The organism is Streptomyces sp. NPDC002701 (assembly GCF_042889045.1).
In the GTDB taxonomy this organism is placed as follows: Bacteria; Actinomycetota; Actinomycetes; order Streptomycetales; family Streptomycetaceae; genus Streptomyces.
Window position 1 is genome coordinate 30690 of sequence record NZ_JBIAQL010000014.1, and the last position, 12741, is coordinate 43430.

Annotated in this window: 15 protein-coding genes; 6 read left to right on the forward strand and 9 right to left on the reverse strand. The window is 71.1% G+C overall.

What is annotated here, in order from left to right:
* Nucleotides 1–239 precede the first annotated feature (239 nt).
* Nucleotides 240–701: an ATP-binding protein gene (locus ACFYXC_RS29270; protein ID WP_389554930.1), complete on the forward strand. Its 462-nt coding sequence runs from the start codon at nt 240–242 to the stop codon at nt 699–701.
* Nucleotides 702–975: 274 nt separating this feature from the next.
* A complete protein-coding gene (locus ACFYXC_RS29275; protein ID WP_389554931.1) occupies nt 976–1191 on the forward strand; it encodes a hypothetical protein in 216 nt (71 codons plus the stop codon).
* A gap of 55 nt (nt 1192–1246) precedes the next feature.
* Here the strand turns inward: ACFYXC_RS29275 and ACFYXC_RS29280 are convergent, their stop codons facing one another.
* From ACFYXC_RS29280 to ACFYXC_RS29295, 4 genes are read right to left on the reverse strand one after another with little or no spacing between them, the layout of a single operon-like run.
* Nucleotides 1247–2041, reverse strand: coding sequence for a hypothetical protein (locus ACFYXC_RS29280; protein WP_389554932.1), 795 nt, complete (start codon nt 2039–2041; stop codon nt 1247–1249).
* A gap of 19 nt (nt 2042–2060) precedes the next feature.
* Nucleotides 2061–2969: an aldo/keto reductase gene (locus ACFYXC_RS29285; protein WP_389554934.1), complete on the reverse strand. Its 909-nt coding sequence runs from the start codon at nt 2967–2969 to the stop codon at nt 2061–2063.
* A complete protein-coding gene (locus tag ACFYXC_RS29290; protein WP_389554935.1) occupies nt 2966–4138 on the reverse strand; it encodes a JmjC domain-containing protein in 1173 nt (390 codons plus the stop codon). The genes ACFYXC_RS29285 and ACFYXC_RS29290 overlap by 4 nt, the downstream gene beginning before the upstream one ends.
* Nucleotides 4139–4159: 21 nt before the next feature.
* Nucleotides 4160–4309 (reverse strand): hypothetical protein, encoded by a 150-nt coding sequence (locus ACFYXC_RS29295; RefSeq protein WP_319256329.1) that lies wholly within the window; start codon nt 4307–4309, stop codon nt 4160–4162.
* A gap of 165 nt (nt 4310–4474) precedes the next feature.
* Between ACFYXC_RS29295 and ACFYXC_RS29300 the strand changes: the two genes are divergently transcribed.
* Both ACFYXC_RS29300 and ACFYXC_RS29305 read left to right on the forward strand, forming a co-directional pair.
* Nucleotides 4475–5803 carry a hypothetical protein gene (locus ACFYXC_RS29300; protein ID WP_389554937.1) on the forward strand — a complete coding sequence of 443 codons (1329 nt, stop codon included), beginning with the start codon at nt 4475–4477 and terminating at the stop codon, nt 5801–5803.
* Nucleotides 5804–5829: 26 nt separating this feature from the next.
* Entirely contained in the window at nt 5830–6318 is a 489-nt protein-coding gene (locus ACFYXC_RS29305) for a hypothetical protein (protein ID WP_389554939.1), read from the forward strand.
* 64 nt (nt 6319–6382) lie between these two features.
* Here the strand turns inward: ACFYXC_RS29305 and ACFYXC_RS29310 are convergent, their stop codons facing one another.
* From ACFYXC_RS29310 to ACFYXC_RS29320, 3 genes are all read right to left on the reverse strand, one after another.
* Nucleotides 6383–6721 (reverse strand): MerR family transcriptional regulator, encoded by a 339-nt coding sequence (locus tag ACFYXC_RS29310; protein ID WP_388915998.1) that lies wholly within the window; start codon nt 6719–6721, stop codon nt 6383–6385.
* A gap of 570 nt (nt 6722–7291) precedes the next feature.
* Nucleotides 7292–7588: a hypothetical protein gene (locus ACFYXC_RS29315; RefSeq protein ID WP_389554941.1), complete on the reverse strand. Its 297-nt coding sequence runs from the start codon at nt 7586–7588 to the stop codon at nt 7292–7294.
* Nucleotides 7589–8966: 1378 nt separating this feature from the next.
* Nucleotides 8967–9242 (reverse strand): hypothetical protein, encoded by a 276-nt coding sequence (locus tag ACFYXC_RS29320; protein WP_389554943.1) that lies wholly within the window; start codon nt 9240–9242, stop codon nt 8967–8969.
* Nucleotides 9243–9506: 264 nt separating this feature from the next.
* Here ACFYXC_RS29320 and ACFYXC_RS29325 point away from each other — a divergent pair, with 264 nt between their 5' ends.
* Nucleotides 9507–10373: a helix-turn-helix domain-containing protein gene (locus ACFYXC_RS29325; RefSeq protein WP_389554945.1), complete on the forward strand. Its 867-nt coding sequence runs from the start codon at nt 9507–9509 to the stop codon at nt 10371–10373.
* Nucleotides 10374–10430: 57 nt separating this feature from the next.
* Here the strand turns inward: ACFYXC_RS29325 and ACFYXC_RS29330 are convergent, their stop codons facing one another.
* Nucleotides 10431–10883: an ATP-binding protein gene (locus tag ACFYXC_RS29330; RefSeq protein WP_389554947.1), complete on the reverse strand. Its 453-nt coding sequence runs from the start codon at nt 10881–10883 to the stop codon at nt 10431–10433.
* A 216-nt stretch (nt 10884–11099) separates the two neighbouring features.
* Here ACFYXC_RS29330 and ACFYXC_RS29335 point away from each other — a divergent pair, with 216 nt between their 5' ends.
* On the forward strand, nt 11100–11465 hold the full coding sequence (locus ACFYXC_RS29335; RefSeq protein WP_388915983.1) for an STAS domain-containing protein: 366 nt from the start codon (nt 11100–11102) through the stop codon (nt 11463–11465).
* A gap of 78 nt (nt 11466–11543) precedes the next feature.
* Here the strand turns inward: ACFYXC_RS29335 and ACFYXC_RS29340 are convergent, their stop codons facing one another.
* The gene (locus ACFYXC_RS29340) at nt 11544–12734 is read right to left on the reverse strand and encodes a hypothetical protein (RefSeq protein WP_389554950.1); all 1191 of its coding nucleotides are present in this window, start codon (nt 12732–12734) and stop codon (nt 11544–11546) included.
* Nucleotides 12735–12741 lie beyond the last annotated feature (7 nt).

Sequence of the window (12741 nt, forward strand, 5' to 3'; positions counted from 1 at the left end):
TGGAACCCGAGCCTGTGGTGGAAGTCGGCGTCGACATCGCCCGCGACGCCTCCAACCGGAAGCGGCACCCCGCCCGCCGGCACCGCACCCGCCCTCGCCCCCACCCACATCCCCCGCCTGACGTCGCCACCAAGCTGACAGCCCCCGCGAGGCGCGGGTTGCATGTGGTCCGGTTTCGGGGGTAGACGAACGCCCTTGGCCGGGTTATTCAGGACGAGGGTGACGGTGTGGAGCCAGTGGTGCACGAAGACGAGGATCAGCTGTCGGCTGATCGTCCCCTACTGTCCGCAGTCGCCCTGGAGGGCGGGGAGCGAATCGCTAAAGCCCGGGATGCGGCCCGCCGTTTCATGATCGAAGTGCAGGCCGTTCACGGGATCCCGGTGTCGGAGCGTGCGATGGGCCTGGCGGAGCTGGTAGTCAGTGAGCTGGTGACCAACGCGCACAAGTACGCGCCCGGCCCGTGCCTGCTGGATCTGGAGGTCAGCGACGGCGCCGTGGAAATCAGCGTCTGGGACAGCGATCCTGCCCTGCCGGTGCCCCGGGAAGCCGATCCGCACCGGATCGGCAAGCACGGCCTGGAGATCGTGATGGCCGTGTGCCGCAGCTTCGAGATCCGCCGCGACCCGGTGGGCAAGCGCGTCAAAGCCGCGATCGTGCTGGCCGACGACCCCGGCGGCCACCCGGCAGGCCGGCTGATGTGACCGGCCCGGTAACCAAACTGCTTGCCAGCCTCCGGCGCTGCACCTCAGTACCCTGATACCGCGGCACGGGCGCGGCATCCCCGGCCGACGCACAACCGGCTGAGCGCGGCCCGCGCCGCCCATTTCGTCCGTCCCTTCTCCTTCACTCCAGCCAGGGACATGGGCGAAAGTCGAGTTGAGAACCATCCCCGACCCGGGTTATCCACAGGCCGCAACGGGATCGGCGGTTCCTCCGTACGCTGCTGCCCGAGTCGATCACACGGGGGTGTACGGGATGCGGTACGGCGTGGTGGTGGAGGAGCTCGCGGTGGAGGTCATAGCGCAGCTGCCGGACGACCGGGCCCGGCAGGAGGTGCTGGCGCTCGTGGAGGTCGCGCGGATGGATCCGCGAGCCTGGCCCGACGTGCGTGACCCGGGATCCGTGGAGGAGATCCGGGAAGCGGTGCTGGATCCAGTTCCTGCCGCACGCCGCAACGATCGAGGTCCGTGACATCGGATGGGCGGGCTGATCAACTCGGCACGCATGAGGGCACCGGGGAACTCGGTCAGCGGTGGCGGAGCTCCCCCGCCCACTCCTGAAGCTGGTCTTCGAGGACCAGATTGTCGCCGCGGGCCACGGTCTGGAGCAGCTGCGCGCACACGGTCGCTTCGGCAGCGAGGCCGGCCGGACTGCCCAGGACAGGGAAGACGGTACGGACGCGGGCGGCGGTGTCCGGCTGAAGCAGCGAGTAGGCGTAGAGCGTGGCGCCGTCGAACCCCTCCGGCGCGCGCCCCCAGCCCTCCCAGTCCAAAAGCCTCAGCGGCGCGGTGACGTTAGCCCAGTGCAGGTCGGAGTGAGCGGCGGTCCAGCAGGTCACGGCCGGGGCCGGGATGCCCACGAACTCGGCGATCGCCCGGTCCATGTACTGCTGCCGTACGGCGACGCGGTCGGTGTCAGCGGCCGCCACCTTCTCCAGCGTCGCGGCAAGGTCCTGCCACCAGGAGTCCGGAAGCTGGAGGTCGCGCTGGAGCACCGGGTCGTCGGACAGGACCGGCTGGTCGACGCGGGTCGACAGCTCCGCCCGGTAGGCGGTGCCGTCGTCGACGGCGTCGTGGACAGCCAGGAGGGCGGGCCGGCGCCCGTCAAGGTCCCCGAAGGCGTGCTGTGCGTCGAGGGCGCCGTCCCACAGCTTCCCCGACGCCTTGTCCTCCGGGGCGGACACGAGCCGCAGCCACGCCTGTTGCCCGGTGGCGGTGCGGGCCGGGGCACTCAGGGTGCGCCCGGCCCAACCCCAGAACTCCCCGCCCGGCTCGACTCGTACGTCCAGCGCCTGGGCGGCGCGAGCATGGCGGGTGCGCATGCGCTGTTTGGTACCGAGGTCAGGGGGAGGCGAGTACACCAGTGATCTCCCGCAACTTGGCGGCGGTCAGCGAGGGTTGAGCAACGGCGTCGGCCGCCTGACTCCAGTGTGGCGCACCGGAGGCGGCCAGAAGGACGTCCGTCACTCCGGGGCATGACGCGACCGCCAGAACGCACGCCTGTGCGGGGGTCAGGCCCGGTCGGATGAGGTCGGCGAGCTCCTGGTCGACCATGGCGGGGAGCTCACCGCCATGCAGCGGAGCAGAGGCCATCACCCGCAGCCCCGCCCCGGCGGCGGCCGGGAGCGGCCCCCGGCCGTGCAGGGCCTGGACGATCGGCGTCATCATCACGAGGCTGACCGGCAGCTGGACCGCGACCAGGTGGTCTCGGCCGCCCGCTGCTTCGGCGGCCAGGGCGAGCAGCTCTCCCACCGTGAACGCTTCCTTTTCCAGGCCCGCCCACGTGGCGATGCCGTACCCGGCCACGTTCCCGGCTGCCACGGCTTCCTCGAGGACGACGAACGCCTCCCGCATCGCGCGATGCAAGGCGGGACGGTCGCCGGGGTGGGCGCGCTCCGGGTTGTGCAGCAGGACCAGATCCAGCCGCTCACGCCCGAGCTGCTCGCGGTTGCGGCCTATCTGCCAGCGCACATAGTCCGGGATGAGGCTGTGCCCGGCCCTGGCCTGGTCCCCGGTGAGGACACCAGCGCTCACGGCATCGGCACCGGTGGCCGCGGTGAAGTAGCCGGCCTTCGTCGCGATCCGCAGGGACGGGTGGGCGGCCAGCGCCGGGGCCAGCAAGTCATGAGCGCTGCCGGTGGCGTAGTTGGGGGCGGTGTCGATCCACTGCGCGCCGGAGGCGGCCGCACGGACGGCCGCCTCCGGGATCGCCCTGCACCGGTAGGTGCCCAGAGCGAGCTGTGCCGTCACAGCAGGCTCCCCACCGTCGCGGCCTGCCCAGCAACGAGCTCCTGGACCAGCCCGGCGACGTCCTCCAGGGCGAGGCCGGCCGTGTCGGCGAGCGTGGCCAGGTTGATGGTGCGGCCGTCGACCAGCGGGCGCAGTACGGCCTCCGCCGCGGGGGCGAACTCGAACGTGCTCCCGGCGGCGGACAGCGTCACCACGTCCTCGCCGACCTCCAGCACCGCGCGGGCGGTCGTCAGCCGCACCCGCAGGCCGGGGCTGGCGGGGACGCCGTCGATGTACGGCAGGCTCGGCACCATCCGGCCGACGGCCTGTCCGTCCATCGCGGCCCGGTAGCGGGCAAGCAGCGTCGGGGCGTCCAGCAGTTCCGCGAGCCGCTTGCGCATCCCGTCCACGGCGCCGGCCTGGACGTCCAGCGCAGCGAGCAGGGGCAGGTCGCGGCGCCAGTCCTCGTGCGTGAGCAGCTGCTCGGACACCCACGCCATCAGGTCGGTCGCGGTGTGGGTCTGCAGTCCGCAGGTGACGTGCAGCGAGCGGGTGCCCTGGTCGGCGGAGACTGCGTGCCACACGCCGCGCGGCACGTACAGAACATCGCCGGGATGCAGGACGAGGTCGGCGACCGGCTCTGTGGGCGCCTCGCCGGGGTCCTCGATGTCGCGGTAGAGCGGGAACGGGCGGGTGGTGCCGTAGATCCGCCAGCGTTTCGCGCCGTCCAGCTGGACGATGACGGTGTCGTGGTCGTCCCAGTGAACGCCGAAGCCCTCGGTACTGGTCCACGACGCGTACAGGTTCGCCTGCACGCGGGTGCGCAGTTCGCGCTCGATCGCTTCGCAGAGGCGGGCGATGGGCGGGTGGAGTTCGTCGACGCTGTCCAGGGCGAGCGAGGCGCCCTCCTGGAGGCGGGCGTGCAGTTCGGCGGGGTGGAGGCGGTGCCACACCGTGTGCCGTCGCGTGGCCACCGGTGTGGTGTAGCCGCCGACCAGCAGCGTCTCGCCGTCGCAGGAGAGCCGCATGCGCGGCGGCTCCAGCCGGTGTGCGGCCAGGACCCGGTTGAGGTCGTCCCAGGTCATCAGTCCGGCGACGTCGAGTGCGCCGCGTACGTGGCGGTATTCGCGGGGCAGTGCCTGGGCGAGGAAGTCCTCGCCCAGGCACGCCGCGATGGACAGATCCGTCATCGCGTCAGGGCTCCCGATCGGTCAGTCGTTGCCGTCGCTCTTGCCGGTGCCGCCGCCGTCCGAGGGGATGGCGTTGCGGCCCCGGGCGGCGACGATCTGCCGGCGGGAGCGGACCAAACCGCCGGTCGACGGCCCGGACGTGGCGGGCGGGGGCGTGGCGGGACTCTGCATGGAATCCTCCTGCGGGGTTGGTGGCCGGGCCCTGGACAGCCGCGGCCGCGAACACCCCCAGTACAGCCGCGGCGGACCCTGGCGATAACCCCGTGACGGGGCCCCCACGGTGGGTATGGTCGTTGGGTTGACGCACTGTCATTCCACGGGCTTTCAGGGGGACTTGTGGACGACTTACCGCCGTCACCCGCCCAAGTACCGCGCCGTCTACTGGCCGACCACGTGTTCGTCCGGGCCCTGCGCGAGCGGGACTTCACCACGGTGTTCGCGATGGCCCACGACGCAGGGATCTCCTTCAACCGGATCGCGGAGGCGTGCGCGCTCAAATCCGATCGCGTCAGCCAGATCGCCCGGGGCACCGCAGCTGTCACCGCGCTGGCAACTGTCGAGCGAATCGCGGGCGGTCTGCGCATTCCCGGTGCCCTCCTGGGGCTTGCTGCGCAACCCTGGGAAGACACCGCCGTCCTCAGCACGGAGTCCCAGCATGGAGATGACCCGATGAAACGCCGCAACCTGCTGCGCGGCGCGCTGGCCGCCGGCCTCACCGCTCCGGCCCTCGCCGCGCTCACCGCCGCCCGGACCGACGTCGATCAGACCCTCTCTCCCGGCGCCCTGGAGGAACTCGCCGACCTGGAAGCGGCAGCCGAGAGCTATGGGTACGGCTACCACGGACAGCAGCCCACCCGCGTCCTGGCCGACCTGGTCACCGACTTCACGACCCTGCGCCCGCTGCTCACCGTCCCGCAGCCCGCACCGGTCCGGGCGCGGCTGTGCCGGACGGCCGGGCAGATGGCCGGGATGACCGCGATCGTCTTACACGACCTGGGCAGCCGCCGGGAGTCCCGCGCCTGGTTCGCCACCGCTGCCCGGGCCGCCGCCGAATCCGGCGACGACCAGCTGCACGCCTGGGTCCTCGCCCGCGAGGCGATGGTCCCGCTCAACTACGGTGCCCCGAAGGCGGCGACCGGCCTCGCCGAACGGGCCCGTCACGTTGCCGGGCACCGGCCGACCGCCGCAGCAGTGTTGGCGTCCGCGGTCGCCGCCCGCGCCTACGCCCTCAACCACCAGAGCGAGCAGGCCCGCGCCGCGCTCGAGGCCGCCGACGCCCTCATGGACCAGCTCCCTGAGTCCGAGCGGTCGGACACGTGGCTGACGTACGGCGAGCAGAAGCACCACGTCCACCTCAGCCACGCGTTCACCACGCTCGGGGACACCCGCCTCGCCCACGTCAGCCAGGAGCGCGCCCTGGAGCTGTCCGCGCCGACCAGCACCATGACGCGCACCCTGCTGAACATCGACACGGCGGCGTGTTCCCACCACGACGGCGACACCGAGCAGGCGTGCCGCCGTACGGTCGCCGCCCTGACCGGACTGCCCCCGGACTACCGCACCGGCCTGGTCCGCCGCCGTGTCCTGGACCTGTACGAGGCGATCCCCGCCCAGCACCACCACGAACGCGCCGTCCGGGAACTACGCAACGTCGTAGCCGGCTGACAACGACCGCTTCCACCGTCCGGTTCGTGGTGTGCGGCGGCGGGGTCGGAGTTTTCTCCAGCGCAGCTGTGGCACTGCTGGCCCGGTCGATGCCCTGGGGCGTGGCGAACGCGGTGATCACCGTCGTGTCGACCGTTCTGTGCACCGAGTTGCACGCGCGTTTCACCTTCGGGACCGGGAGGCGGGCCGGATGGCGTCGGCACTGGCAGTCCGCCGGGTCGGCCACAGTTGCCTACGCGGTGACCTCCCTCGCCGTGTTCGTCCTGCATCTGGTGCAGTCGTCGTCAGGGGCGCTCACCGAGCAGGTCGTCTACCTCAGCGCTTCCGCCCTCGCGGGGGTCGGACGTTTTCTGGTGCTGCGGCTGTTCGTCTTCGCGGGTGACCGCGGCCCGGCGAGGCGCGGCGGGTTTGTTTCCCGGCCGCTTGCCGCACGGGCCGTGGCACCAGTGGCGGTTGCGCATGTGTCGCTCACGCGGACGTCCCGTTCTGGGCTGCTTCTCGCGGCCGGGGCTTGAGCCGGGCACTGCGACCACCCGCGTGCGAGGGAGAGCTCGGGAGTGGTCCTCGCTGTACGGCAGTTCAGGCCGCTGTCGTCGGGTGCGGTTCGCGGGTGGTGACGTGCTGTCGGGCGTTGATGCGCTGGGCTTCTTCGAGTTGGTCTTCGAGGATGACGATGCGGCAGGCGGCTTCGATGGGGGTGCCTTGGTCGACGAGTTGGCGGGCGCGGGCGGCTATGCGCAGTTGGTAGCGGGAGTAGCGGCGGTGACCACCGGCGGACCGCAGCGGGGTGATGAGGCGGGCGTCGCCGATGGCCCGGAGGAAGCCGGGGGTGGTGCCGAGCATCTCGGCGGCCCGGCCCATGGTGTAGGCGGGGTAGTTGTCGTCGTCGAGACGGCCGTATGCGTCGTCTGCTGTCATCTCACCTCTCTGTGAAGCACGCTGAGGGGCCCCGGTGCCGTATGGCACCAGGGCCCCGAAGGAACTGCTACACCATCTGCCGGCCCTGGTACTGCGCCGGCCTGTTGTTTTCAGCAGACCCGAATCACTTGCTGTCGGGGATGCTGGGATCGCGGTTGCTCGACCGGAGACCACCTCACTATCGATGTCCTGCGGTACCCGGGGTCATGACATCCGCCCGGGCGATCCTGATGGCGCTCAACTCCTCCGTTCTTCCCTCGATGATTCAACTGCTTCTCTTACGGAATACTGCGGTGCTGCTCATTGGCGGCCCCTGATCACTGCGGGCCACCCGGTCCGGCCGTCAGTCCCGTCGCCGTCCTGCAACCGCTCTGGCTTCGGAACTCCACCGCCGTACCGTCCTGCGAACTACGTACTTCTCCCCGGTAGTTCGTCTCTCCGGGCTTCCTCGATCTCAGCTACGAGAGAAACCATAACCATCACGCGATCCAATGTCTACTCCAGCGAGCATAGATTTTCGTTGCTTCGACAGTGCACTTATCGCCTTCGAGGGGTGGTGAGGCGGGGTCGTCATCGGATGAGGGCGCGCAGTGCGGTGGTGCTGACGCCGGCGGCGGTCGGGCCGGCTACGGCCGCGGTGGCCGGGTGGGTGCCGGACACGACGGTGAGGGCGGCGATCACCAGGCCGATGACCGCGGCGGCGAGCAGGACGACTGCGGTGTGCAGGGACAGAAACGGCTCGGTGCCGGGGGCGGGCACCGGAGCGGGCACGGGGGCGGACCGGTTGATCGGTTCGGGCGCGGTGGTGGCGTCGGGTCGGGCGGGTGGGACGGGCTGGACGATCCGGGCGGGCTCAGGAGTGCTCATGGCGCAACCGTCCCGCCGGACGGAGCGGCGGCGGGCGCGGGCCGAACGGATCCGATGACACCCGATCAACAGGCCGGTGCGGGTGAACACTCTTCCTATCCGGTCGAACGCAGCGTTGCCCCTGTGTCACACCGGCGGGCTGTTCGGCCGAGTTCGGTGCTGTTCCACCACGGCCCTTCTAGCCTGCTCAGCACAGCTGGACGGCAGCACAGCTGGACGGGGGACGGGCGACGGTGAGCGAGTACGACACGAAGGCCGAGAGCGCTGGAAGCTCCGGAAACGCTGGGCGGGTTGAGGGCGCGGGCCTGTATGAGGGGCACCTGGAGCGCCAGGCGCAGGCGCTGCGGCGGTTGAAGGTGCAGCGGGGTGATCCGTCGTTGCGCAGGATCCAGGCGCGGGCCAGAGAGCTGTTCGGTGACGGGGTGCCGCTACCGCCGGCCACCCAGCACGCCGCGTTCAACGGCCGTTACGTCAGCCTGGACAAGCTGATCATTCTCGTACGCACCCTCATGTCGTGGGACCCCTATGGCCAGTCCTGCCCGCCTCCCGACCGCACCCATCCCGCCCTCGCCCCCTGGCACGAGCAGTGGCGTGTCATCGCCGAACTGCGTCCTCGACGGCACCGCCCCGCTTCCGCCCGTACGCCGGCCTCTGTCTCTGCATCGGGCGGCCCGGAACCGGCAGTTGATCCCGAGGGGGCGGGCTCGCGGGGTGCTTTCCCCGAACCCGCGGCCGCGCCCTCGGCGCCACCGTTTGCCCGCGAGGCTCCTTCGTCGGCCGTGGTCCCGCCGCGTCCGCCGGTGGGGTCCGGTCGCTTCGCAGCGCGTGTCTTCGCCCGGGCGGGCCGGACGCTGACGGCCACGAGCCTGGTGGGTGTGCTGGTTCTCGCTCTGGACGCCAGCAGCCCTCGCCTGTGCACGACCGCGTACGTCGGCACTGGCGCCCCTTACGCGCTGCCTGCCGCGGGCCGCCAGGCCGACCACCCGGCCCGTGCGGCGGGAGGGCGGCAGCGACTGCGTCCGCAAGCGCCGGGCTTCTGCGTCGTCGGCGCCGGATGCCCCCAGGACTTTCCCGCGCCCACGCTCACCTTCGGCTCCCCACCTGCCACCACTCCCCCGGCCGGGCCGGATTCCTACCCCGGCCCGGATCCCAGCCCCAGCCCCAGTCCACTCCGGAGTTCCAGCCCGGACCCGAGTCCCAGTGTGAGCTCCGTTCCGAGACCGGAGCCCTCCCGTAAGCAGGACGTCTGCGGATAGAGGCCGGCTCGGACCGATACATGGCCCGACGGCCCCTGGCGGCCACCGCCGCTACGAGCGTGGTCGGGCCGTGGTGCCCCTTGCCGGGCTCCCCCGCTCGGGGAGCCCGGCAAGGGGGCGTTTCAGCGGTTGCTCCAGAGGTGCCACAGGAATCCGCCGCGGCCCGGGGCGCAGCTGAAGCTGTCCCAGTGGCCGCGGGTGACGCCAGCCCGGCCGGCCTCTTCGCAGTTGCCCTTGCTCAGGTACCAGCCGCGGTAGACGTCGTGTCCCGCCGCCTGGGCGACGGACACCGATGCCGGGGCCGGGGCGGGCGCGGCGGTTGCGGGTGCAGCCGCGGCAAGTCCCAGTCCGGTGACGGCGAGCGTGATGAGGGCGGGCAGTGCAGTACGTACACGCATGTCGAAGTTTCCTTCCAGTGAGGGATGAGTCGGCCTTGACCGGCGTACGCCGGCACGGCCTGGATCGCCGGTGCGCTCACCCTTGGAGGTGATCTCCGCAGCCGGTACGCCGAGTTTGCATCGGTAGGGGCGCCTATGACCATGCGATCCCGCTTGCTTCGGTGATGTCGGGATCCATACATTTCTGACCTGCTGGGACGTCCCTGTCCCGGGACCTGACGCAGCCAGCGGGACACCACTTCCACGCCCTCGGAGACCACCGCGATGAGCAACCGGCCACCCGTGCATCCCTCGCCCGCACGTCAGTTGGGCCAGGCGCTTCGCGAACTGCAGCAGCGTTCGGGTCGTACCCTGCGCGCTCTCGAACAGCAGGTCGCCATCAGCGACTCATCGCTCTCCCGGTACTTCCGCGGCGATACCGTCCCGCCGTGGCCGGTCGTGCGCGGCCTGTGCCAGGCGCTGGGCGCGGACCCGGCCGAGTACCGGCCGCTGTGGGAGGCCGCGGAGCGGGCCCGCCCTCACGAAACCCCGGGCGCCACCGCTGCGGAGCCCGTCGCAGCGGGCACACGGCAACCCTCCGCCTCGACGCGGTGGGACCGGATGCGTGCGCTGCTCACCAGTCGCTGGGCCTTCGCGGCTGCCGGAGCCAGTGTGGGCCTGCTCCTCGCCCTGTTTCTCGTGGACGGCTCGCCCGCCACGTCCCCGGCACACGGTTCCGGCAGCGAACGGCAGGAAGCGGGTGGCTCCCCGTCCAATCCGCGCAAGGCTCCGCCCTCGGCTCAGATCTTCGTCAACAGGAGCACCGGCAACTGCCTCGACGACAGCCTCGACTACGGGCTGCGTGCCTTCAAGTGCAATCACCTGCCCTACCAGTGGTGGACCATCCTCGAGGTCTCCGACGGCACCCGTCAGATCCGCGACCAGGCCACCGGGAGGTGCATCGCCGACACCCGCACCGGTCTGCGGATCCAGGACTGCACCGCGTCCTCCGCCCAGCACTGGACGATCAACGCGGGCGGCGACGACGCCGTCACCCTCAGGAACTCCGTCACCGGTCACTGCCTGGACGACAGCAGCGCGGGCCTGCGCACCATGCCGTGCACCACCACGAGCAAGCAGAAGTGGTCCTGACGCCCCGTCGCGGTGGACGTGGCAGCCGCTGCTCCCGCGGGCTCGTCGCGCAAGCCGCTACTGGCGTTGCTGCGTGCTGCGGGGGTGGCGTTCGCCGGGACCGTCCAGGAGAGCTATCCGGGCGATGACCCGCTTGCCGAGCGGTTCCCGCCGGACCTCGAAACCCTGCGCGACGGCCATGACGATCTCCAGGCCGTGCTGCCCGATCCGGTCCGCGTCGGCGGGGCGCGCCTCCGGCAGGGCGGGGGCGCTGTCCCACACGGCGACCTCCACCAGGTCCCCGGTGACGCGCAGCTCCATCAGGACCGGGCCGGGTGCGTATTTCCGGGCGTTGGTGACCAGTTCGCTGACGACCAGTTGGGTCAGGTCCATCGCGCGTGCGGACACCGGCAGGCCCTGTTCCGTCCGGACGCGGACGAGGAAGTCGGCGGCGCGGTGGCGTGCCCGGGCGATGACAGAGCTGTCACCGTCCAGGGTGATGGTGTCCTGGAGCGCGGGCGCCGCGGGCATCACATGACCCTCATCCTCGCCTGCGGGGACTGCTTGCGCCGTGTCCACTCTCTGTTACCCCGTTCACCCGTCTGCGTGTACCCCGCACCCTCGCCCGCATGCCCGGCGTACTTCGCGGCTAAGGTACCGAACTGCTGTTCGCCGTAACACTGGGGCAGGCTTTCAGCGCTGATCGAGCCGAGCCCCTTTTCACCAGCGAGGACAGCCGAGGAAACGGTGACAGACACCCACGGAGCAGCCCAGCCCGGACAGTTGTCGATCGACCACGCCGCCCTCGACGGCATCAGGGTGGTCATCCTGCGCGGCGAGATCGACCACACCGTCAAGGACCAGCTCAGCGAGGCCCTGCTCGTCGGGGACGGCGTGGCGCCGCTGCGGGTCGTGCTGGACCTCGGCGGCGTGACCTTCATGGACTCCAGTGGCATCAACATCCTTGCCACCGCCCATCGGCACGCGAGCGGCACGCAGGGGTGGCTGCGTATCGCCGGCGCGCAGGAGGCCGTTCTGCGGGTGCTGCAGATCGTCGGCCTCGATCAGCTCATCGACTGCCGTCCCACCCTCGATGAGGCCCTGAGCGACTGATCACGCGACCCGTGCGGGGCCGGAGCCGGGCAGCGGAGACGTGCTGTCCCGGACAGGGGGGCGTTCAGGCGGGGGGTGTCATGTGTCGTGTCTGTCGGGGGCTCGGAGGCGGTCCAGTCCCTTTTTGACGGTGCTCAGGGGGTTCAGGGCGTTGAGGGCGGCCAGGGGGGAGCCGGTCGTCCTTTTTGTTGTCTCCGGTACGGGTGGCCTGGGCGCGGCTTCGCCGCCGGTGAATTCGGCCAGGGCGGCCTGTGCCGCCTCGGCGGCCTCCTGGTAGAGGTCGCAGGACCTGGTCATCGCTTCGAGGGCTTCGGCGTATTTGACGACCATGGCCTGGGCGTGGGCCAGTTCCTCGTCCGGGGTCAGCAGGTGCCAGCCCCGGCGCAGCCGCGTCAGGGCCTGCTCGGCACCTTCGGGCAGGGGGCGCGGCAGGTCCGCGAACTCCTCGACGAGGCCGAGGAGTTCGGTCGGTTCGGAACCGTCCAGGAAGACGGTGTGGACGGTGAAGTGGTCCGCGTCGAAGTCCGGGCTCCGTGGCTGTGTAGGCAGGACGACGGCGCCGCCGCGTGGCAGTCGTACGTCCAGCTCACGTTCCAGCGCGAAGTCGGCGGTCTGTGCCTGTGCGGGCGTGGCCCGGTGTTCGATCACCCGGTGGCGCAGGCTCGGCGGCAGGAACGTGGTGAGCGGCTGCTGTCCCTTCACGTCCGGTGTCATGGCCTCGTGCACGACGATGTGGATGTACCACGTGTCGCGGGAGCAGTCCCGCAGGCGGCGGCGCATCTCGTTCTGGTCCTCGGGGAGGTGGTTCGCCGTCCGCAGGCGTACCCCGAGGACGAAGTCGTGGTCCCAGGCCACCCGGTCGCTGTCGGGCCAGAACATGGTGGCGGGCGAGGGCCATCGGGGGTTCCACGCCTGCTCCGCCTCGGCGGCCAGGACCCAGGTGGTTCCCTCGTTGCCCGCTCGCCTGGCCCCGGCCTCGTAGGTGGTCAGCTGTGCACGCACCATGACGCCGTCGGGCGCGCGCCAGCGGGCCTCGAAGAGGCGGCGGGCCGACGGGCCGGGGGCCGCGGACTCCTCCCGTGGGTGCAGGACGGTGGAGCGGGCCGCCTCCACGGGGTCGAGGTCCAGGAAGTCGTCGAGGACCCCGGCCGCCTTGAGGGCGATCAGGTTGCGGCGGACGTCCTGCTCGGGGTCGGGCCCGAGGTGGCGTCCGCGTGCCAGCCACACGGTGCCGGGGACGGTCGTGGAGGAGCTGCTGTTCTTGGCCATGGAACCG

Excerpts from the sequence above, each read along its gene's own strand:
- ACFYXC_RS29275 (WP_389554931.1), top strand. The coding sequence starts at position 976 with ATGCGGTACGGCGTGGTGGTGGAGGAGCTCGCGGTGGAGGTCATAGCG.
- ACFYXC_RS29280 (WP_389554932.1), bottom strand. The coding sequence starts at position 2,041 with ATGCGCACCCGCCATGCTCGCGCCGCCCAGGCGCTGGACGTACGAGTC.
- ACFYXC_RS29290 (WP_389554935.1), bottom strand. The coding sequence starts at position 4,138 with ATGACGGATCTGTCCATCGCGGCGTGCCTGGGCGAGGACTTCCTCGCC.
- ACFYXC_RS29295 (WP_319256329.1), bottom strand. The coding sequence starts at position 4,309 with ATGCAGAGTCCCGCCACGCCCCCGCCCGCCACGTCCGGGCCGTCGACC.
- ACFYXC_RS29310 (WP_388915998.1), bottom strand. The coding sequence starts at position 6,721 with ATGACAGCAGACGACGCATACGGCCGTCTCGACGACGACAACTACCCC.
- ACFYXC_RS29315 (WP_389554941.1), bottom strand. The coding sequence starts at position 7,588 with ATGAGCACTCCTGAGCCCGCCCGGATCGTCCAGCCCGTCCCACCCGCC.
- ACFYXC_RS29320 (WP_389554943.1), bottom strand. The coding sequence starts at position 9,242 with ATGCGTGTACGTACTGCACTGCCCGCCCTCATCACGCTCGCCGTCACC.
- ACFYXC_RS29325 (WP_389554945.1), top strand. The coding sequence starts at position 9,507 with ATGAGCAACCGGCCACCCGTGCATCCCTCGCCCGCACGTCAGTTGGGC.
- ACFYXC_RS29330 (WP_389554947.1), bottom strand. The coding sequence starts at position 10,883 with ATGCCCGCGGCGCCCGCGCTCCAGGACACCATCACCCTGGACGGTGAC.
- ACFYXC_RS29340 (WP_389554950.1), bottom strand. The coding sequence starts at position 12,734 with ATGGCCAAGAACAGCAGCTCCTCCACGACCGTCCCCGGCACCGTGTGG.